Annotated in this window: 25 protein-coding genes; all 25 read left to right on the forward strand. The window is 31.2% G+C overall.

Translation table 11 applies throughout. The features are described from left to right. The first annotated feature begins 30 nt into the window (after nucleotides 1-30). The 25 genes from aroQ to B8965_RS10280 all read left to right on the forward strand — a co-directional run bounded on the left by aroQ (nucleotide 31) and on the right by B8965_RS10280 (nucleotide 18740). Entirely contained in the window at nucleotides 31-474 is a 444-nt protein-coding gene (aroQ, locus tag B8965_RS10160; protein WP_084054084.1) for a type II 3-dehydroquinate dehydratase, read from the forward strand. Next, nucleotides 471-1541 carry a M24 family metallopeptidase gene (locus tag B8965_RS10165; RefSeq protein ID WP_084054085.1) on the forward strand — a complete coding sequence of 357 codons (1071 nt, stop codon included), beginning with the start codon at nucleotides 471-473 and terminating at the stop codon, nucleotides 1539-1541. The genes aroQ and B8965_RS10165 overlap by 4 nt, the downstream gene beginning before the upstream one ends. A 20-nt stretch (nucleotides 1542-1561) precedes the next feature. Then, on the forward strand, nucleotides 1562-2119 hold the full coding sequence (gene efp / locus B8965_RS10170; protein ID WP_084054086.1) for an elongation factor P: 558 nt from the start codon (nucleotides 1562-1564) through the stop codon (nucleotides 2117-2119). Nucleotides 2120-2181: 62 nt separating this feature from the next. Beyond that, nucleotides 2182-2574 (forward strand): CD1247 N-terminal domain-containing protein, encoded by a 393-nt coding sequence (locus B8965_RS10175; RefSeq protein WP_084054087.1) that lies wholly within the window; start codon nucleotides 2182-2184, stop codon nucleotides 2572-2574. Nucleotides 2575-2681: 107 nt separating this feature from the next. After that, entirely contained in the window at nucleotides 2682-3713 is a 1032-nt protein-coding gene (gene spoIIIAA, locus B8965_RS10180; RefSeq protein WP_084054088.1) for a stage III sporulation protein AA, read from the forward strand. 1 nt (nucleotide 3714) lies between these two features. Next, entirely contained in the window at nucleotides 3715-4233 is a 519-nt protein-coding gene (spoIIIAB, locus tag B8965_RS10185) for a stage III sporulation protein SpoIIIAB (protein WP_084054089.1), read from the forward strand. Between the two features lie 31 nt (nucleotides 4234-4264). Continuing rightward, a complete protein-coding gene (gene spoIIIAC, locus B8965_RS10190) occupies nucleotides 4265-4462 on the forward strand; it encodes a stage III sporulation protein AC (RefSeq protein WP_084054090.1) in 198 nt (65 codons plus the stop codon). A gap of 14 nt (nucleotides 4463-4476) precedes the next feature. Further along, on the forward strand, nucleotides 4477-4863 hold the full coding sequence (spoIIIAD, locus tag B8965_RS10195; protein ID WP_084054091.1) for a stage III sporulation protein AD: 387 nt from the start codon (nucleotides 4477-4479) through the stop codon (nucleotides 4861-4863). Between the two features lie 12 nt (nucleotides 4864-4875). Then, a complete protein-coding gene (spoIIIAE, locus tag B8965_RS10200) occupies nucleotides 4876-6054 on the forward strand; it encodes a stage III sporulation protein AE (protein ID WP_278336354.1) in 1179 nt (392 codons plus the stop codon). A gap of 10 nt (nucleotides 6055-6064) precedes the next feature. Beyond that, nucleotides 6065-6688 (forward strand): stage III sporulation protein AF, encoded by a 624-nt coding sequence (gene spoIIIAF / locus B8965_RS10205; protein WP_084054093.1) that lies wholly within the window; start codon nucleotides 6065-6067, stop codon nucleotides 6686-6688. Continuing rightward, the gene (locus B8965_RS10210; RefSeq protein ID WP_084054094.1) at nucleotides 6688-7320 is read left to right on the forward strand and encodes a hypothetical protein; all 633 of its coding nucleotides are present in this window, start codon (nucleotides 6688-6690) and stop codon (nucleotides 7318-7320) included. The genes spoIIIAF and B8965_RS10210 overlap by 1 nt, the downstream gene beginning before the upstream one ends. A gap of 9 nt (nucleotides 7321-7329) precedes the next feature. Next, nucleotides 7330-7986 carry a SpoIIIAH-like family protein gene (locus B8965_RS10215; protein WP_084054095.1) on the forward strand — a complete coding sequence of 219 codons (657 nt, stop codon included), beginning with the start codon at nucleotides 7330-7332 and terminating at the stop codon, nucleotides 7984-7986. 98 nt (nucleotides 7987-8084) lie between these two features. After that, nucleotides 8085-8480: an Asp23/Gls24 family envelope stress response protein gene (locus B8965_RS10220; RefSeq protein WP_084054272.1), complete on the forward strand. Its 396-nt coding sequence runs from the start codon at nucleotides 8085-8087 to the stop codon at nucleotides 8478-8480. Between the two features lie 90 nt (nucleotides 8481-8570). Beyond that, complete coding sequence (gene amaP, locus B8965_RS10225) at nucleotides 8571-9101, forward strand: alkaline shock response membrane anchor protein AmaP (protein WP_084054096.1); 531 nt, start codon at nucleotides 8571-8573, stop codon at nucleotides 9099-9101. 20 nt (nucleotides 9102-9121) lie between these two features. Beyond that, nucleotides 9122-9343: a DUF2273 domain-containing protein gene (locus tag B8965_RS10230; protein ID WP_144015902.1), complete on the forward strand. Its 222-nt coding sequence runs from the start codon at nucleotides 9122-9124 to the stop codon at nucleotides 9341-9343. A gap of 11 nt (nucleotides 9344-9354) precedes the next feature. Beyond that, on the forward strand, nucleotides 9355-9774 hold the full coding sequence (gene nusB / locus B8965_RS10235) for a transcription antitermination factor NusB (protein WP_084054098.1): 420 nt from the start codon (nucleotides 9355-9357) through the stop codon (nucleotides 9772-9774). Nucleotides 9775-9896: 122 nt separating this feature from the next. After that, nucleotides 9897-10742, forward strand: coding sequence for a sulfide/dihydroorotate dehydrogenase-like FAD/NAD-binding protein (locus B8965_RS10240; protein ID WP_084054099.1), 846 nt, complete (start codon nucleotides 9897-9899; stop codon nucleotides 10740-10742). Beyond that, on the forward strand, nucleotides 10733-12124 hold the full coding sequence (gltA, locus tag B8965_RS10245; protein WP_144015903.1) for an NADPH-dependent glutamate synthase: 1392 nt from the start codon (nucleotides 10733-10735) through the stop codon (nucleotides 12122-12124). Before B8965_RS10240 ends, gltA begins: the two co-directional genes overlap by 10 nt. Before the next feature lie 16 nt (nucleotides 12125-12140). After that, nucleotides 12141-13361 (forward strand): exodeoxyribonuclease VII large subunit, encoded by a 1221-nt coding sequence (gene xseA, locus B8965_RS10250; protein ID WP_084054101.1) that lies wholly within the window; start codon nucleotides 12141-12143, stop codon nucleotides 13359-13361. Beyond that, nucleotides 13351-13572 (forward strand): exodeoxyribonuclease VII small subunit, encoded by a 222-nt coding sequence (gene xseB / locus B8965_RS10255; RefSeq protein WP_159446332.1) that lies wholly within the window; start codon nucleotides 13351-13353, stop codon nucleotides 13570-13572. Before xseA ends, xseB begins: the two co-directional genes overlap by 11 nt. Continuing rightward, entirely contained in the window at nucleotides 13565-14461 is an 897-nt protein-coding gene (locus tag B8965_RS10260; RefSeq protein WP_084054103.1) for a polyprenyl synthetase family protein, read from the forward strand. The genes xseB and B8965_RS10260 overlap by 8 nt, the downstream gene beginning before the upstream one ends. A gap of 16 nt (nucleotides 14462-14477) precedes the next feature. Further along, nucleotides 14478-14918 (forward strand): divergent PAP2 family protein, encoded by a 441-nt coding sequence (locus B8965_RS10265; protein WP_084054104.1) that lies wholly within the window; start codon nucleotides 14478-14480, stop codon nucleotides 14916-14918. Between the two features lie 99 nt (nucleotides 14919-15017). Continuing rightward, nucleotides 15018-16937, forward strand: coding sequence for a 1-deoxy-D-xylulose-5-phosphate synthase (gene dxs / locus B8965_RS10270; RefSeq protein WP_084054105.1), 1920 nt, complete (start codon nucleotides 15018-15020; stop codon nucleotides 16935-16937). Nucleotide 16938: 1 nt separating this feature from the next. After that, on the forward strand, nucleotides 16939-17739 hold the full coding sequence (locus tag B8965_RS10275) for a TlyA family RNA methyltransferase (protein WP_084054106.1): 801 nt from the start codon (nucleotides 16939-16941) through the stop codon (nucleotides 17737-17739). A gap of 122 nt (nucleotides 17740-17861) precedes the next feature. Continuing rightward, nucleotides 17862-18740 (forward strand): NAD(+)/NADH kinase, encoded by an 879-nt coding sequence (locus tag B8965_RS10280; RefSeq protein ID WP_084054107.1) that lies wholly within the window; start codon nucleotides 17862-17864, stop codon nucleotides 18738-18740. Nucleotide 18741: the final 1 nt, after the last annotated feature.

Consider the following 18741-nt stretch of genomic DNA (forward strand, 5'->3'; position numbering starts at 1 on the left):
TTGTGTTAATATTTTTCCAGGGGTGTAGAAGTGAATATAATTATCTTAGAAGGGCCTAATTTAAATCTATTAGGGACACGAAAACCAGAAGTTTATGGCAACAAAACTTTGCATGATAATCATATGTATTTAGAATCCATAGCTAAGGAATTAAATTGTAAAATATATTTTAAACAATCTAATCATGAAGGAGCTTTGATTGATGCTATTCATGAATCTAGGAATAAATATGATTTTATTATTATTAATGCAGGTGCTTACACCCATACTAGCATAGCAATAAGAGATGCAATAGAAGCGGTAGAAGTGCCTTGCATTGAAGTACATATAAGTAATATTTATGCTAGAGAAGATTTTCGTCACATTTCATTATTAGCTCCCGTTTGTGTGGGGCAAATATGTGGCTTAGGTTATTTAGGTTATGAGATGGCTTTAAGATATATAAATTTACAATTAGGAAAGGAAATAAAATGATAGAAAATAGAATCGCTGCTTTTCGAAGATTGTTAGAAAAACAAGGTTTGGATAGTTTTATTGTTTTAAATCCTGCAAATAGATTTTACTTAAGTGGGTTTAAAGGAACAGCGGGTGTATTATTAATAACGCTCAAGGAATGTTTTTTAATAACAGATTTTAGATATATAGAGCAAGCAAAACAAGAAGCAAGTAGTTATCAAGTTATCAAATATGAACTATCTATTAATGCAACAGTAAATGAAATTGCTCAAAAGCTACATATAAAGAAAATGGGATTTGAAGAAGATTATATAACATATAGTCAATATAATAATTTACATAATGAACTTATACAAATCAGTTTAATTGCGACAAATCAAGTTACAGAAGAAATTCGTATGATTAAAGATAATGAAGAAATCAATAATATAAGAAAAGCAGCAGCTATTGCAGATGAAGCATTTACTCATATTCTAAATATCATAGCTCCTGGAAAAAAAGAAACAGAAATAGGATTAGAACTTGAATACTATATGCTTTCTAAGGGAGCAAGTAAAACTTCTTTTCAAACAATAGTGGCATCAGGTGTGCGTTCAGCACTACCTCATGGGACCGCTACAGAAAAGATAATTGAAAAAGGTGACTTTGTTACAATGGATTTTGGTTGTATCTACAATCAATATTGTTCAGATATGACTAGAACTATCGTTGTTGGAACCCCGTCTACAAAACAAAAAGAAATTTATAATATAGTTTTAAAAGCTCAAGATTTAGCCTTAGAAGCCTTAAAAGCAAATTGCAAAACAAAAGACATAGATGCTTTAAGTAGAGGGTATATACACGAAAAAGGTTATGGAGATAATTTTGGACATGGTTTAGGACATAGTTTAGGTTTGGACGTTCATGAAAAGCCAAGTTTATCTCCCAAAGACAGTAATATACTAAAAAATAACATGATAGTTACTGTTGAACCTGGAATTTATATTCCAGGTTGGGGTGGAGTAAGAATTGAAGATTTAGTTGTTGTAAATGAGACAGGAATAGAAAACTTGACTCACTCACCTAAAGATTTGATAATTTTATAGCATAGTGGAGGTAGATAAGCATGTTATCAACAAGTGATTTTAAAACAGGAGTAACCGTAGAATTAAATGGACAACCTTGCCAAATTATAGACTTTCAACACGTTAAGCCAGGTAAAGGTGCAGCTTTTGTAAGAGCAAAAATACGTAATCTTAGATCAGGTTCTACATCTGAACAAACATTTAGAGCGGGAGAAAAAGTTCCTAAAGCTATTTTAGACAGAAGAGAAATGCAATATTTATATAATGATGGTGAATTTTATATTTTTATGGACAATGAATCTTTTGAACAAATTTCTTTAACACAAGATCAGCTAGATGGTGGAGAATTATTTTTAAAAGAAAATATGGATTGTTCTATTTTGATTTATGGAGAAGAAGTATTAGGAGTAGATTTACCTAATACTGTTAACTTAGAAGTTATAGAAACTGAGCCAGGTATTAAAGGTGATACAGCTTCAGGTGGATCAAAACCAGCTACAATGGAAACTGGCTGCGTGGTACATGTACCATTTTTCATTAATGTTGGTGATATTTTAAAAATAGATACTAGAACTAAAGAATATGTAGAACGTGCATAAGTTTATTTTTAAAAATAAAGGTAATACTATTAAAGTGTTAGATTTGAAGGGAGGTTTTTAATTTGACTGATTTACAAAGTAGTATTTCATATTTGCGTGGATTAGCTGATGGTATGGATCTTTCTGAAAACTCAAAAGAAGGAAAAATTATCATGGGCATTCTAAAGGTATTAGAAGATATGTCTGATTCTATTTTAGACATCGAGGATAGTCAAGATGATTTAGAACATTATATTGAAACCATTGATGAGGATTTAAATGATTTAGAAGTAGACTACTATGGTGATGAAGATTGCGATTGTGGTTGTGAGTGTGACGATGATTACTTAGAAGTAGAATGCCCAATTTGTCATGATTCAGTGTGTATTGATTCCAATATTTTAGATGATGACTCTAAGATATCAGACTTAAGTTGTCCTAATTGCGATGAATCTATTTTTGATGCTGAAGAATAAAAAACTTAAATTTGAATTTTTAAAAGTCCTAAGATTATTTTTTAATCTTAGGACTTTTTTTGTCATAAAGTAGGATAAGCTTCATATTAATTAATGAGGTGGATGTAATGACGAATATAAAAATTATTAAGAAAGAAACAAGCAGTCCTTTACAAAAAAATGTACTCACAGAAATACTACCTTTTTTTCCGCAAAACATAAGAGATTTAGTTTTAAAAATACCTGATTATATGATAGCTAAAATTGAAGAAATAAGAATTAGATTAAATCGTCCTTTAGTTATTGTAACAGAAAAAGATAACTTTGCTATTAATCATAAAGAAATTACAAAAAATTTAGAACAAGGATATTTTATAACTCAAGCTGATATTAATAAAATTTTACATTTAATTAGTCAAAGTTCAATTTATGCCTGGGAAGAAGAATTTAAAAGAGGATACATAACTTTAAAAGGTGGACATAGAGTAGGTATAACGGGAAAAGCAGTTTTAAATAATGGAATGATAAAAACTTTAAAAGATATTTCAGGTTTAAATTTTCGTATAGCTAAAGAAATATTAGGAGCAGCTACTAAAATTTTACCTTATATTATTAAATCACCTACTGAAATAGAACACACACTTATTGTATCTCCTCCAAGATGTGGAAAAACAACATTATTAAGAGACATAGTAAGACAACTCAGCATGGGTATTTCAAAGCTGAATTTTTTAGGTGTAAACGTAGGACTAGTTGATGAAAGATCAGAGATAGCGGGTAGTTATAATGGTGACCCTCAATATAATGTAGGTTTTAGGACAGATATTTTAGATGGATGTCCAAAAGCACAAGGTATGCTGATGCTAATTAGATCAATGTCACCTCAAGTAATTGTTACTGATGAAATAGGTACAAGAGAAGATGTACTAGCCATGGAAGAAGTATTAAATTCAGGAATAAATTTATTAACTACAGTGCATGGTGCAGATATTAATGAAATAAAAAGAAGACCAAATCTTAATATGATTTTAAATAGTCGAATTTTTACAAGAATAATTATTTTAAGTCGTTCAAGAGGTGTGGGTACAGTAGAGGATATTCTGGATGGCTATACATATAAATCTTTGCTTTTAAAAAATGTAGGTGAAAGGAACGGTTAGTATGTTGAAAATCCTGGGTTCAATTTTTCTTATAATGGGCTTTGGAGTAATTGGACTAGTTGTAGCTAGAAATTTATCTTTAAGGCCACTCGAGCTTAGACAAGTTCAAAATGGTTTGAAAATGTTAGAAACAGAAATTTTATATGGTTTGACTCCTTTACCAGAAGCATTATCAAGAGTTTCAAATCAAATTAGTTTTCCGATAAATAAATTATTTTCACAGTCATCTAATTATTTAAAAAATGGAGAAGGATTAACAGCTGGAGAAGCCTGGGAAATTTCATTAAATGAATTAGAACAAGAAAGTAGTTTGTTAGCAGAAGATATTGAGATATTAATCAGCTTTGGAAAAGGTCTAGGTGGTTCAGATCGTGACGAACAAACAAAACATTTGAAATTAGTTCAAGACCATTTAAAAAACGCAGAATTTAAGGCTGAGAAAATAAAAGAAACAAATCAAAAGGTATATAAATATTTAGGTTTTAGTTTTGGAGCAGTAATTGCGTTGATTTTAGTTTAAAAAGTTAAAAGTTGAATAGGAGGGAATTTAATTGGACGTAACTATTATTTTTAAAATTGCGGGAATTGGGATTTTAACAGCTGTTCTTCATAGTGTACTCAAATCCTTTGGCAAAGAAGATCAAGCGCAATTAGCTACATTAGCTGGACTTACAATAGTTCTATATATGGTCATAAGATTATTAGCAAATTTATTTGATTATGTTCGTTCTGTATTCTCTTTATATTAAAAAGAGGTGTCTCTATGGAAATTTTGCAAATTATAGGCATAGCTTTAATAACAGTTGTATTTTATCTTGTCTTAAAAGAAAGAAATAGTGAATTTGCCCTTCAGCTCACTATTGCATTTGGAACTATTGTTTTTTTACTGATGATAAGCAAAATTCAAGCAATATTACAAGTTTTTGGTGATTTAGCTATTAAAGCAAATGTAAATATGTTTTTTCTTAATACAATTTTTAAAATAATAGGAATAGCTTATATAGCTGAATTTGGATCACAAATATGTAGGGATGCAGGTAGTAGTTCAATTGCAGGAAAGATAGAATTTGCAGCAAAGATTATCATCCTTACCTTAGCCATTCCAATAATAGTGGCAATATTAGAGAGTGTTATTAAGCTAATTCCATAAGGCGGTATGATTATGAAAAGAGTAGCAATTATTATACTATTTCTCATTTTTATGAATATATTGACGCAAGGGATAGCACTAGCAAGTGAGGAGAAGGATATTCAAGAAATCACAGAAAATCAATTAGATCTTTTAGATTTAACAGAAGTTGATCGTTTTACTAATCACATAAATGAAGAAATATCATCGTTCATACCAAATTTTTCAGTACACCAATTTATCCAAGATTTAAAAGAAGGTAAAGTAGATTTAAGTTTTAAAGACATCATTAATAATACTTTTAAATTTTTGTTTAAGGAAATTGGCGTCAATCTAGCCCTTATGGGAAAGTTAATAGTACTTGCTGTATTATGTTCTGTACTATCAAATCTGCATAATGCTTTTGAAAAAGGCACCATAGCTAAATTAGCATACGCTGTAAGTTTTTTAGTTTTAATTACATTTATGATTAGCTCGTTTCAATATACAATCGAAATTGGAAAAGATGCCGTTCAAAATATGGTTACATTTATGCAAGCTTTAATGCCTATACTTTTAACTTTATTAGCTTCCCTAGGAGCATTTACCTCAACGGCCATATTGCATCCTTTTATTTTTATCACGATAGCTTCTCTAAGTACTTTATATAAAACAGTTATTTTCCCATTAATACTCTTAGGCGCAGTATTAAGCATTATTAATAATATTTCATCTGAATTCAAAATAACAAGATTATCAAGTTTATTAAATCAAGTAATAGTTTTCTTTTTAGGCTTAACCTTTACCCTATTTATAGGCGTTTTGAGTGTCCAAGGTGTAGGGGGAGCTATAGCAGATGGAGTATCCTTAAGAACGGCAAAATATATGACGGGTGCTTTTATTCCAGTAGTAGGTAGTATGTTTTCAGATGTACTAGAAGCTGTAATTGGTGGTTCTCTATTACTAAAAAATGCGATAGGTATTATGGGATTATTAATTATTGTAGTTATTTCTTTATTCCCAGCAATTAAAATATTTGCCATTATTATTATTTATAAAGTATCTTCAGCAATAATACAACCTTTAGGAAATTCTCAAATTTCAGATACTTTAGATAGTATGGCGGGCAGTTTATTATTAGTTTTTGCTTCTGTAGCCACGGTAGCTTTAATGTTTTTTCTCACTATCATAATAGTCGTCACAACGGCAAATATCACAGTCATGCTCAGGTAGGGGTGAAAAAATGAGCAGTTTAAATGAAATAATCCGTAATATAGCTGTTATAGTTTTATTGACCACTTTTTTAGATATGTTGTTACCTAATACCAATTTGAGAAAATTCATAAAAGTAATAATGGGCTTATTTATTATGGTGACAATTTTAAACCCAATTATAAGTATTTTCACAAATAGCGAAAGCTTATCAGCTTGGAACTTTTCGCTTCCTGAAAATGAAGATATAAATACAGTTTTAGCAGAAGGTGAAAAAATGTCTTTAGCGCAAAATTCAGAGGCAACCAGAGAATACAACTATAGAATAGAAAAACAAATCGAGGCCTTAGTGCATTTAATTCCGGAAGTAAGCCGTGTTAATTGTCAAGCTATACTTAAATCTACTGAAGATTTAAAAAATATGGGGAAGCTTGAAAAGGTTGATTTAGAAATATTTCTAGGTGGTGTAGATCAAGCTGATCAAGATTTACTAGTAGAACCTGTAAAAATCGAGTTTAATAAATCCCTAGAAAAAGAGGAGCCAAAAATTAATAACGAAGGTTTAAGAGCAAAAGTAATAAATCTTGTGTCTAATTATTATAGTATCAATGAAGAACAGATTTATATTGAATTTAATAGTGAGGAGGAAAGTTAATGGGAGACTTTTTTAAAACGCTATTTCCTGAGGATAAAAGTAAAAATCCAGTTAAAATTACAGCAAAACAAAAAAAGATAGTCATAAGCTTAGTTTTTATGTCCTTAATAGGAATTTTCTTAATGACGCTACAAAGTCCAAAGAATAATTTAAACCCAGAACAAAATCAGCTTGGTATGGATGCAGCTACTACTGAAGTAAAAACTAATAATAACAGTCAAAATGATCTAGGTAAAGCAGAGTTAGATTTAGAACAAAGGCTAAATAATATTTTAAGTATGATTGATGGAGCAGGTGATGTATCTTCCACAATTACCTTAGAATCAGGATTAGAATACGAATATGCAGTAAATACAAAAACTGGCCAAACAAAAATACATGAAAATGCAAAGGATGGAAGCAATCGAGTTACTGATGAGGCGCAAGAAGATAGTCAATTAGTAATGAAAACTGGAGCTCAAGGAAAAAATGATGCAGTAGTAATTAAAGAAAAAAGACCTCAAATTTCTGGCGTGATCGTTGTAGCAGAAGGTGCGAAGGATCTTGCAATTAAAGAAGAGCTTAATAGTGCAGTGCAAACCTTGTTAAATGTCCCAGCTCATAGAGTAATGATATTACCAAAAGGAAGGTAGGGATTTAAAATGATGTTTTTAATTAAAATTCGTAATGTAATGATAGTTACTTTAGTAATCTTAGGGTGTTCATTCATGTATATGGGTATGTCAGGTTTTGCAGATAAATATAAGCTCGCATTAGATGATTCTATTATTGAAGAGTTAAATGAAACTACTCAAGTAGTTGCTAAAGGCAATAAAGAAAAAGATCAAATCGAAAGTAAAGAAAAAGACCAAACTCCAAATAAAGATCAAGATAAACAAAAGGGCGGAGATGGTGAAAAGGTAATCCAAGATGACCAAACTACCGTTAAACAAAGCATTATAGAAAAAAACAGTGAGTTCTTTGTTGATTTTCGAATTAAAAGAGAAAAAGATCATGCCTCACAAATAGAAGTATTGCGAGAAATAGTAGACAATCCAAACTCATCTGCAGAAATAAGAACAAAAGCACAAGAAGAATTATTAGTGGTTTCAAAAGATATTTCTTTAGAATCCAAGATAGAAAATTTATTTAAAGCAAAAGAATATAAAGAAGCAGTGGCAGTAGTACAAAATGAAACAGCAACAATTATAATTAAAGCAGACACTTTAAAAGAAACGGATGTTAGTAAATTAGGAGATTTGGTTATCAAAGCTACTGGATTTACCTTAGATAACATTTCGATTATTCCTAAAAAATAATAAATTGCTTTAATGTTGGTTTGTTGAGCTCCTTTTGGTATAATTAAAAAATATATGAAACATGTGTGGGGGTGTGGGTTTTGGGCAATAATGTAAACATGACTAATTTAAATACATCAAATCTAAATGAATTAGGCTCTGTAAAGATTGCTGATGATGTAGTTGCAATTATTGCAGGCTTAGCTGCTACAGAAGTTAGAGGCGTTGCTGGTATGAGCGGAGGAGTTTCTGCTGGAATAGCAGAAATGCTAGGTCGTAAAAATTTAGCAAAAGGCGTTAAAGTAGAGGTAGGTGAAAAAGAAGCAGCTGTTGATTTATTTGTTATTGTTGAATTTGGAGCAAAGATTCCTGAGGTAGCTCAATTAATTCAGCAAAAGGTAAGAGAAGCAATAGAAGCAATGACCGGTTTAATTGCAGTAGAAATAAATATTCATATCCAAGGTGTAGCTTTTGAAAAGCAAGAAATAGAAGATAAAGAAATAAGAGTGCGTTAATTTTAGGTAGTCTATTTTAGACTTCCTAAAATTATTTTCTTTTGTACTCTTATTTAGACAAGCTGTCTAAAGTAAGGGGGATTAGGTATTATGCATTCAAAAACATATAGAGTTTTATTCGCGCTTATTTTAATAATTCTAGGGGCATTAGTTTCTGGGGTGCTATTTGGGTGGACTAGCCCTTTGGATTACATAAATAATAGTTTATTACATAGTAATGATAAAGTAATACTTGGATTTATAGCACTTTTTAGTATAGTAATTGGTTTTAGCATCTTAAGAGGTTCATTTAAACAAAAGATTTCTACGCAAACTAATATAATTGAAACAAAACTTGGAGAAATCAAAATTACTATTAAAGCGTTAGAAAACATGACTGAAAAAATTGCCAAAAAAATAGTAGGTATTAAAGAAGCTAAAACAAAAATTAAAAGTACTCCTAATGGTATTGCTGTTTTTATTGAAATAAGTGTAACATCTGATGTAAACATACCGGAAATAACTACTGAAACTCAAAATAAAATAAATGAATATTTTTTAAATCAAGCAGGAATACAAGTTGAAGAAGTACGTATATTAGTTTCTGATTTAGCAAAAGATGTGAAATCCCGTGTAGAGTAAATGGTAGGGGGGTAATAAAGTTGTTAGAAAAAATATTAGATGAAGTGCTTACCCATCACAAAGGAAAATTTTTTGGGATTTTGATTGGTTTGTTGTTTAGCGTACTTGTAATTAGCGTAGGCTTATTAGAAACCATTTTTATTGCTGTATGTATTTATATAGGTTTTGTTGTTGGTAAAAGAGTAGATCAAAATGAAAGTTTTTATTCTATAATTGATAAAGTTTTTAGAGAAAGACATTAGGAGGCCATAATTTGAAACGACGTGTAGCAAGAGAAAAATCATTACAGGCTTTATATCAAGTTGATGTGACAAAAGAAAATATACAAGAGGTTATCACCCAAAGATTAGAAGATGAAACTATAGATGAAAAGGCTAAAGAATTTATAGTTAATATAATCGAAGGCACGGTAGCTCATACTGAGGAAATTGACAAAATTATCAAAAACTATGCCGTGGACTGGACTATTGAACGGATGTCAATAGTTGATAGAAACATCCTTAGAATAGCAATCTATGAAATGAATTATTCTAAAATGACCCCTATCAAGGTTATCTTAAATGAAGCCATAGAACTTGCAAAGATTTTTGGTTCAGACAAATCTCCAAAATTCATTAATGGTGTTTTAGGAAAAATTAAAGAAGATTTTGGTGTAGAAGACGAAGATAAGTAGATATAAGAATTTCCTTTGGTTTATATTTATTTTAGTGATAAAATAGATTGTATGTTTGTGTTAGAGGCGTAAAATTACGCCTTTTTTACTATAAAGGATTATCAAAAGGAGGAAAAATAAAAATGTTCAAAATAGTTGATCATGAACAATTTGCGGATAATTTATTTTTATTTAAAATAGAGGCTCCGAGGTTAGCTAAAAAAGCAAAGGCGGGACAATTTGTAATTTTACGTGCTTTTGAAAATGGTGAAAGAATACCACTAACAATTGCTGATTATGATAGAGAAAAGGGCACAATTGATATAATATTTCAAACAGTAGGTAAAACTACAAAAAAACTTGGTTTACTAAAAACTGGAGATGAAATACTAGATTTAGTAGGACCTCTAGGAGAACCAACTGAAATTGAAAACTTTGGAACATCTGTTGTAGTAGGTGGTGGAGTTGGTATAGCACCTATTTATCCGATTGCTCGTTCATTAAAAGAAGCAGGAAATAAGGTAATTTCAATAATTGGTGCAAGAACTAAAGATATAGTATTTTGGGTAGATAAGTTAAAAGCAGTTAGCGATGAAGTCTTAATTGCCACTGATGATGGTAGTCTTGGTACTAAAGGATTTGTAACAGATTTGTTGCGTGGTAAAATGGATAGCGAGCAAATCGACAGAGTGTGGGCTATTGGACCTATGATTATGATGCGTGCAGTAGCAGAAGTAACCAGACCTGAAAAAATTAAAACAATAGTTAGTTTAAATCCTATTATGGTTGATGGAACAGGCATGTGTGGTGCTTGCAGGGTTTTAGTAGGAGATGAAACTAAATTTGCTTGTGTGGATGGACCAGAATTTGATGCTCATTTAGTAGACTTTAATTTAGCTATGAGAAGAGCTTGTTATTATAAAGAAGAAGAACAAACAGCACAAACTAGTGGTTGTAATAATAATGGAGGTGGATGTCAATGTCAATAAAAGCTCCTCGTAATCCTATGCCTTCACAGGACGCTATTGAAAGAAAAACAAACTTTAAAGAAGTTGCTCTAGGGTATGACAAAGAAACTGCTATAAATGAAGCAAAAAGATGCTTACAATGTAAAAAACCTATGTGTATGCAAGGTTGTCCTGTTGAGGTAGATATTCCTGATTTTATTGGTGCTATTGCTGAAGAAAATTTCGAGCAAGCAGCAAAAATCATTAAAAATAAAAATAATCTTCCAGCTGTCTGTGGTCGTGTTTGTCCGCAAGAGAGTCAGTGCGAACAAAAATGTATTTTAGGTATCAAAGGTGAACCAGTTGCTATTGGACGTTTAGAAAGATTTATTGCCGACTGGGAAGCAGCTGAGGAAGGAAAAGAAACTATTCAAACTTCATGTAATAATAAAAAAGTAGCTGTTATTGGGGCTGGTCCTTCAGGTTTAACTTGTGCAGGAGACCTAGCAAAATTAGGCTATGATGTAACAGTTTTTGAAGCTTTACACACACCTGGTGGTGTTTTAATGTATGGTATCCCAGAGTTTCGTTTACCTAAAACAGTTGTAAAAAGAGAAATTGATTATATCAGAGATTTAGGCGTAAAAATTGAAACGAATAGTGTAATGGGGAAAATTGGTACTGTTGATGAGTTAATGAATGAAGAAGGATTTTCTGCAGTTTATATTGCTACAGGTGCAGGATTACCACACTTCATGAATATTCCAGGAGAAAATTTAAATGGCGTATATTCAGCTAATGAATTTTTAACTCGTACAAATTTAATGGCTGCTTATAATTTTCCAAACTTTGATACACCAATAAAGGTTGGTGAAAAGGTTGCCGTAATAGGAGCGGGTAATGTAGCTATGGACTCTGCTCGTACAGCTTTAAGATTAGGGGCTAAGGAATCTATCATTGTTTATCGTCGTTCTAAAAATGAAATACCAGCAAGATTAGAAGAATTAGAACATGCTGAAGAAGAAGGCGTACAATTATTTTTATTAACAAGCCCAATATCTATCAATGGTGATGAAAATGGTCAGGTAAAATCAATGACCTGTCTAAAATATGAATTAGGTGAACCTGATAGCTCAGGTAGATGTAGACCTATTGCTATCGAAGGTTCTGAATTTGAAATGGAAATTGATACAGTAATTATGGCAATTGGTCAAGGACCTAACCCATTAGTAGCAAATAGCACACCAGGATTAGATTTAACAAAAAGAGGAAACATTATTGCAGATGAAGAAACAGGCTTAACTTCTAAAGATGGTGTCTTTGCTGGTGGAGATATAGTTACAGGTGCAGCTACAGTTATTCTTGCTATGGGAGCAGGTAAAAAAGCGGCTAGAGCAATACATGATTATTTAGAAAATAAATAGTATTTAGGTGAATAATATGTTTTCAAGAAATGTTACATTTTCTGTGAGCAAATTAAATCAATATATAAAGAATCTCCTTAGTGGAGATTCTTTATTATCTTCTGTATGGGTTTATGGTGAAATTTCAAATTTCAAGTTACATATTTCTGGTCACATGTATTTCACATTAAAAGATAAAGATAGTATAATTAAATGTGTTATGTTTAAAGGTAATAGTAAAAAACTAAAATTTTCGCCCGAGCATGGAATGCAGGTTTTAGCATTAGGTTACGTATCTTTATATGAACAAACGGGTCAATATCAACTATATGTAGAGGATTTAATTATCCATGGTGCAGGTGAACTTAACCTTAAATATGAACAATTAAAAAACAAATTAACAAAAGAAGGATTATTTGATATTGAGCAAAAGCGAGATTTACCTAGGATGCCTAAAAAAGTAGGGGTTGTAACGTCTTTAACGGGTGCTGTAATCAAAGATATAATTAGTATTATACATAGACGAAGTCCCATGACTGAAATCCTCATAGCTCCAGCTATGGTACAAGGTGTTGAAGCACCTACCTCAATTATAACTGCCCTAGATAATCTTTATGATAAAGATGTTGATGTTATTATTGTAGGTCGAGGTGGGGGATCCTTAGAAGAATTATGGTGTTTTAATAATGAACAAGTAGTAAGAAAAGTTAGTGAAAGTCCGGTACCTATAATAAGTGCAGTTGGTCATGAAACTGATTTTAGCTTAACAGATTTTGCAGCTGACTTAAGAGCTGCTACCCCTTCTATGGCAGCGGAACTTGTCGTTCCAACTGTTAAGGAATTAAAGGATAAAGTAGATTTTTATCATACAAGATTAAATCAAGTGCTTTTCGAAAATCTTGAATATAAAAAACAAGAACTTAGTGGTATTACAAATGAGCTACAATTATTAAACCCTTTAAATAAAATACTTGTTGCTAAAGAAAAAATAGATAATATGCATTTAAGAATAAATACCATTATGGAAAATAAATACAAATCTCAAAAACAAATACTAGATTTATTAATAGAAAAGCTTGATTCTTTAAGCCCATTAAAAACTCTAGCGAGAGGATACTGTATTTGTCTTGACGATAAAGCAAATGTTGTTAAATCAATACATAAGGTAAACCTAAAAAAACAAGTTAAATTACTTTTAAATGATGGTCAATTAATTTGCAATGTTGTAGAAAAAAAGGATGATATTTATGACAGTTAAAATTAATTATGAAGAAAATATCGCTCAAATAGAAAAGATACTAGGCCAATTAGATAAAGGTGAGTTATCCTTAGATAATTCTATTGAGCTTTTTGGTAAAGGAATTAAGTTGATAAATAGTTGTAATGATTATTTAAATAAATGCGAAAAAAAGATAAAGGTATTACAGGAAAATGAGGAAGTAGAATGGAGTGAAGAGACAAATGAATAGTTTAGATTTAAAAGAGTATTTAGCGCAAAAAGGTAAATACGTAGAAGAAAATTTAAATAACATACTTGTTTCTAAAGAGATCTATCCTAAAGAGATTCATGAAGCTATGAATTATAGCGTAATGGCAGGAGGAAAAAGATTAAGACCTATTTTATGCCTAGCTGCTGCAGATGCTGTGGGTGGAAATTCAGAGGAATTAATTGATGTTGCTTGTGCTTTAGAAATAATTCATACTTATTCTTTAATACATGATGATTTACCTTGTATGGATAATGATGATTTAAGAAGAGGAAAACCAACTAATCATATTGTTTTTGGTGAGGCCATAGCTTTATTAGCTGGAGATGGACTTTTAACCTATGCTTTTGAAGTTTTAAGTAAAGCGGGACTTAAATCTAATAATGCTGAAAATTATTTAAGGGTTATTCATGAAATTTCTGGGGCAGTAGGAACTATGGGAATGATAGGTGGGCAGGTTGTAGATATTCAATCTGAAAATATGGAGATAGATTTAAAAACACTAGAATATATACATAAATGTAAAACTGCTGCATTAATTAAAACTTCAGTGAGGGCAGGAGCCATCCTAGGAGGAGGAACAAAAGAGCAAATTGATGCTTTAACAACTTATGCCGAAAACTTAGGTCTTGCTTTTCAAATAACTGATGATTTATTAGATGTTTTTGGTGATGAAACAATAGTAGGCAAAAATATAGGAAGTGATGATAAAAATAATAAAGCAACATTTCCTAAATTACTTGGGATAGATAAAACTAAGGAAATTGCACAAGCTACAGTAGAGCAGGCGATTGATGCTTTAAAAATGTTTGACACTAATTCAGCTCCTTTAAAAGAGCTAGCTAAATACTTATTAGTTAGGAAAAATTAAACAAGGGAGAAATATAGTGAGTATACTAGAAGGAATATTTAGTAATAATGTATTAAAGGTCATTTTAATAGCCTGGGCTCTTGCTCAAGTCTTAAAAGTTATAATAATTTTATTTACTAAAAAAAGATTAAACCTTAATCTTTTAATTAGTTCGGGGGGAATGCCTAGTTCTCATTCCGCTTTTTCAACATCTTTAGCTGTAAGTGTAGGTAAACTTATGGGCTTTGAATCTCCTGAATTTGCTATTTGCTTTGCTTTTGCAATGGTTGTCATGTATGATGCTGCAGGAGTACGTAGAGCAGCAGGAAAACAAGCAAAAATATTAAATAGTATAATAGAAGATTTTTATTACGATTCTCATTTTAATAAAGATAGATTAAAAGAGTTATTAGGACATACTCCTATTGAAGTTTTTGCAGGTGCATTGCTAGGAATTTTAGTTGCATATTTATTTTGATTTTTAATAGTTTGAAATTAAAATTAACTTTTGTTAAAATAATCTGGATATAGTGAACGAGCATTTTATATCCAAAAACTAATGGAGTAGGTGACGAACTTGTCTTTATTAGATAAGATAGATCTGCCAAAGGATCTTAAAAAATTGACTGATACTGAAATTATAGAGTTGGCACAAGAAATTAGAGAGTATATTGTTGATGTTGTATCTACTACAGGAGGTCATTTGGCCCCGAATTTAGGTGTGGTCGAACTAACTTTAGCTTTACATACTGTCTTTTCTACTCCTAAAGATAAAATCGTGTGGGATGTAGGTCACCAAGCCTATGTGCATAAAATTTTAACTGGTCGTTTAAAAGAGTTTAAATCTTTACGTGAATATAATGGGTTATCTGGCTTTCCAAAACGTAGTGAAAGTGAACATGACTTTTTTGATACTGGGCATAGTAGTAATTCTATCTCTGTTGCTTTAGGCCTTGCAAAAGCAAGAGATTTAAAAAAAGAAAATAGTAATATTATCTCTGTCATAGGTGATGGTGCAATGACCGGGGGTATGGCCTTTGAAGCTTTAAATAATGCAGGAGCATTAGAAAAGAAAATGATAGTTATTTTAAATGATAACAAAATGTCAATTTCTAATAATGTTGGTGCTATGTCTGCTTATTTAAATAGAGTAAGATTAGATCCCCTTTATACAAAACGTAAAGAAGATATTGAATATATGCTGAAAAAATTCCCTGCTATTGGGAACAAAATGATTAAAGTAGCAGATAGAATAAAAGATAGCTTTAGATATTTATTAGTACCGGGTATGCTTTTTGAAGAACTGGGTTTTAAATATTTTGGTCCAGTAGATGGGCACGATTATAATGCATTAAAAACAGCACTTAATAATGCAGCCCTCATAAATAAGCCTGTTTTAGTTCATGTTATTACAGAAAAGGGAAGAGGTTATTTACCTGCACAGATGAATCCTGATAAGTTTCATGGTACAGGTTCTTTTGATGTCAAAACGGGTAAAACTAGAGGATCTTCTACCACACCATCTTATACTAAAATTTTTGGCGATACATTAGTTCAAATAGCAAAAAAAGACTTTAAGATAGTAGCTGTTACTGCTGCTATGGCTGATGGCACAGGAACGAGTAATTTTGCAAAAGAATTCCCAACACGTTTTTTTGACGTAGGGATAGCTGAACAACATGCAGTGACGATGTCGTCTGCCTTAGCATTAGAAGGGTTTAAACCCGTAGTAGCTATCTATGATACCTTTTTACAAAGGGCGTATGATCAAATAATACACGATGTTTGTATGCAAAATTCACATGTAATCTTTGCAATTGATAGAGCAGGTCTTGTAGGTCAAGATGGACCTACGCATCATGGTGTTTTTGATTTTGCTTTTTTAAGACATATTCCAAATATGGTAATTATGGCTCCTAAAGATGAAAATGAATTAAGGCATATGCTTTTTACAGCAACTTCTCATAATGGACCTATTGCAATTAGATATCCTAGAGGTAACGGTTTAGGTGTTCCTTTAGACGCAGAATTAAAAAATTTACCAATAGGAAAATCAGAAATAATTGAAGAAGGTACTGATTTAACTTTATTAGCTATCGGAAGTATGGTTTCCGTAGCCCTTGAAGTTGCCCATAAATTAAAAGATAAATGTGGTTTAAAATGCACTGTAATTAATGCTAGATTTGTAAAACCTCTTGATGAAGAAACTATCATAAATGCGTGTAAACATACTAAAGGCTTAGTTACCTTAGAAGAACATTCCCTGCAGGGAGGTTTTGGTAGCGCTGTATTAGAGCTTCTTTCAGATAATCAAATACATATAAATACTTTAAGAATAGGGTTAGAGGATAAATTTACTCCACATGGAGCTGTAAAAGTATTAAAAGAAGAATATGGATTACAAGCTGATTCAATAGTCGAAAAGGTTATAAATAAATTTAAAGAAAAAAACAGTATTTTAAATAAGTTTGCAATTAATTTTTCTGGGAGAAAATAAGATGGAAAAACTTAGATTAGATGTAGCTATTGTTAATAGAGGTCTTGCTAAAAGTAGGGAAAAAGCCAAGGCCTTAATAATGGCTGGAAAAGTATTAGTAAACGAACAAAAGATAGATAAGTCAGGGACAAATATAAAAAGTGATGCAGTTATTCGTATTTTAGGTACTGATAATCCTTTTGTTAGTAGAGGTGGACTTAAGCTAAAAAAGGCTATGGAATCCTTCTCTCTTGATTTAGAGGGTGTAGTAATGGCAGATATTGGTGCCTCAACTGGTGGTTTTACGGATTGCTCATTACAAAAGGGTGCAATAAAGGTCTATGCAGTAGATGTAGGTTATGGACAATTAGATTGGAAACTTCGTACTGATCCTAGAGTTATTAATATGGAAAGAACAAATGCTAGATACTTAACTCCTGAAATTTTAGGAGAAAAGGTGGATTTTGTTTCTATAGATGTATCTTTTATTTCTTTAGACAAAATATTACCAGCAGTAAACGAAATTTTAAAAGATACTGGTGAGGTAATTGCATTAATTAAACCTCAGTTTGAAGCAGGGAAAGATAGGATAGGAAAAAAAGGGGTAGTAAGGGATCCTGAAATACATATAGATGTAATTAAAAATATTTTTGAATTAGCAAAAGAACTGAATTTTGGAATAAAAGGATTAACTTATTCGCCAGTTAAAGGTCCTGAGGGTAATATTGAGTATCTTTTATGGCTAAATAAAAAAGATGAACTTGCAGAAATAGTTATAGAAGATGTGGTAAAAGAGGCTCACAAAAATTTAAAAACAAATTAATTATACTTCCTATGATAAAATACTTGGATAGAGGTGAATAAATTGTATGATACGATTAATTTTATCCTGGGTATAATATTTAGGAAGTATTTTATTTTATCATTATAGATTAGGAGAAATATATGATCAAAATCAAACATGTTGGGTTGATTATTAATTACTATAAAAAGCAACCCATAGCTTTAGCTAATGAAATTATAGAGTGGTTTGAACAAAGGGATATCAAAGTATATATACCAAGTGAAGAATCAACACAATTAGATATACCTATAAACATATCTGATAGCGAGATATGTTCGAAAGTTGATTGTATTTTAGTATTAGGTGGAGATGGCACCTTATTAAGAGCAGCTAGATTTTCAGCAGGGTATAATATCCCTATTCTAGGGATTAACTTAGGTAGATTAGGTTTTCTGACAGAAATAGAAGTTAATGAAATATATGACTACTTAGAAAAACTAACTAAAGGTTTATACTCCCTTGAAAAAAGATCAATGTTATTAGCCTCTGTAAAAAGAAATGATGAAATCATTCATGAAAGTTTTGCATTAAATGATATTGTAATTAATAAAGGTTGTTTTGCACGCCTAATAACACTAAGTGTTTTTTTAGAAGAAGAATTTATCGCTGAATATTCAGGTGATGGAACTATTATATCTTCTCCAACAGGCTCAACTGCTTACTCTTTATCTGCAGGAGGTCCACTTGTATATCCTAAATTAGATGTTAATATAATTACTCCTATTTGTCCGCATTCCCTCTATGCTAGACCAATTGTAATACCACCAAATGATGTTATCAGGGTCGTAGTTAGGGCAGTAATGGCAGATGCTAAGTTAAATGCAGATGGACAAAGTACCTTTCAGTTATTAAATGATGATGAAGTATTAATAACAAAAGCAAAGTACTATACAAATTTAATTAAATTTAAAGAAAGAAGTTTTTTTGGAATTGTGCGAGAAAAACTTAAAATAATAGATGGTGGAAATAACTATGAGTAGT

This window comes from Desulfonispora thiosulfatigenes DSM 11270 (assembly GCF_900176035.1).
GTDB classification, from domain to species: domain Bacteria; phylum Bacillota; class Peptococcia; order Peptococcales; family Desulfonisporaceae; genus Desulfonispora; species Desulfonispora thiosulfatigenes.

Excerpts from the sequence above, each read along its gene's own strand:
- spoIIIAA (WP_084054088.1), top strand. The coding sequence starts at position 2,682 with ATGACGAATATAAAAATTATTAAGAAAGAAACAAGCAGTCCTTTACAA.
- gltA (WP_144015903.1), top strand. The coding sequence starts at position 10,733 with ATGTCAATAAAAGCTCCTCGTAATCCTATGCCTTCACAGGACGCTATT.
- amaP (WP_084054096.1), top strand. The coding sequence starts at position 8,571 with ATGCATTCAAAAACATATAGAGTTTTATTCGCGCTTATTTTAATAATT.
- efp (WP_084054086.1), top strand. The coding sequence starts at position 1,562 with ATGTTATCAACAAGTGATTTTAAAACAGGAGTAACCGTAGAATTAAAT.
- spoIIIAD (WP_084054091.1), top strand. The coding sequence starts at position 4,477 with ATGGAAATTTTGCAAATTATAGGCATAGCTTTAATAACAGTTGTATTT.
- B8965_RS10165 (WP_084054085.1), top strand. The coding sequence starts at position 471 with ATGATAGAAAATAGAATCGCTGCTTTTCGAAGATTGTTAGAAAAACAA.
- spoIIIAE (WP_278336354.1), top strand. The coding sequence starts at position 4,876 with ATGAAAAGAGTAGCAATTATTATACTATTTCTCATTTTTATGAATATA.
- B8965_RS10220 (WP_084054272.1), top strand. The coding sequence starts at position 8,085 with ATGACTAATTTAAATACATCAAATCTAAATGAATTAGGCTCTGTAAAG.
- B8965_RS10240 (WP_084054099.1), top strand. The coding sequence starts at position 9,897 with ATGTTCAAAATAGTTGATCATGAACAATTTGCGGATAATTTATTTTTA.
- spoIIIAF (WP_084054093.1), top strand. The coding sequence starts at position 6,065 with ATGAGCAGTTTAAATGAAATAATCCGTAATATAGCTGTTATAGTTTTA.
- B8965_RS10275 (WP_084054106.1), top strand. The coding sequence starts at position 16,939 with ATGGAAAAACTTAGATTAGATGTAGCTATTGTTAATAGAGGTCTTGCT.
- xseA (WP_084054101.1), top strand. The coding sequence starts at position 12,141 with ATGTTTTCAAGAAATGTTACATTTTCTGTGAGCAAATTAAATCAATAT.
- xseB (WP_159446332.1), top strand. The coding sequence starts at position 13,351 with ATGACAGTTAAAATTAATTATGAAGAAAATATCGCTCAAATAGAAAAG.
- B8965_RS10280 (WP_084054107.1), top strand. The coding sequence starts at position 17,862 with ATGATCAAAATCAAACATGTTGGGTTGATTATTAATTACTATAAAAAG.
- B8965_RS10215 (WP_084054095.1), top strand. The coding sequence starts at position 7,330 with ATGATGTTTTTAATTAAAATTCGTAATGTAATGATAGTTACTTTAGTA.
- spoIIIAB (WP_084054089.1), top strand. The coding sequence starts at position 3,715 with ATGTTGAAAATCCTGGGTTCAATTTTTCTTATAATGGGCTTTGGAGTA.
- B8965_RS10210 (WP_084054094.1), top strand. The coding sequence starts at position 6,688 with ATGGGAGACTTTTTTAAAACGCTATTTCCTGAGGATAAAAGTAAAAAT.
- B8965_RS10260 (WP_084054103.1), top strand. The coding sequence starts at position 13,565 with ATGAATAGTTTAGATTTAAAAGAGTATTTAGCGCAAAAAGGTAAATAC.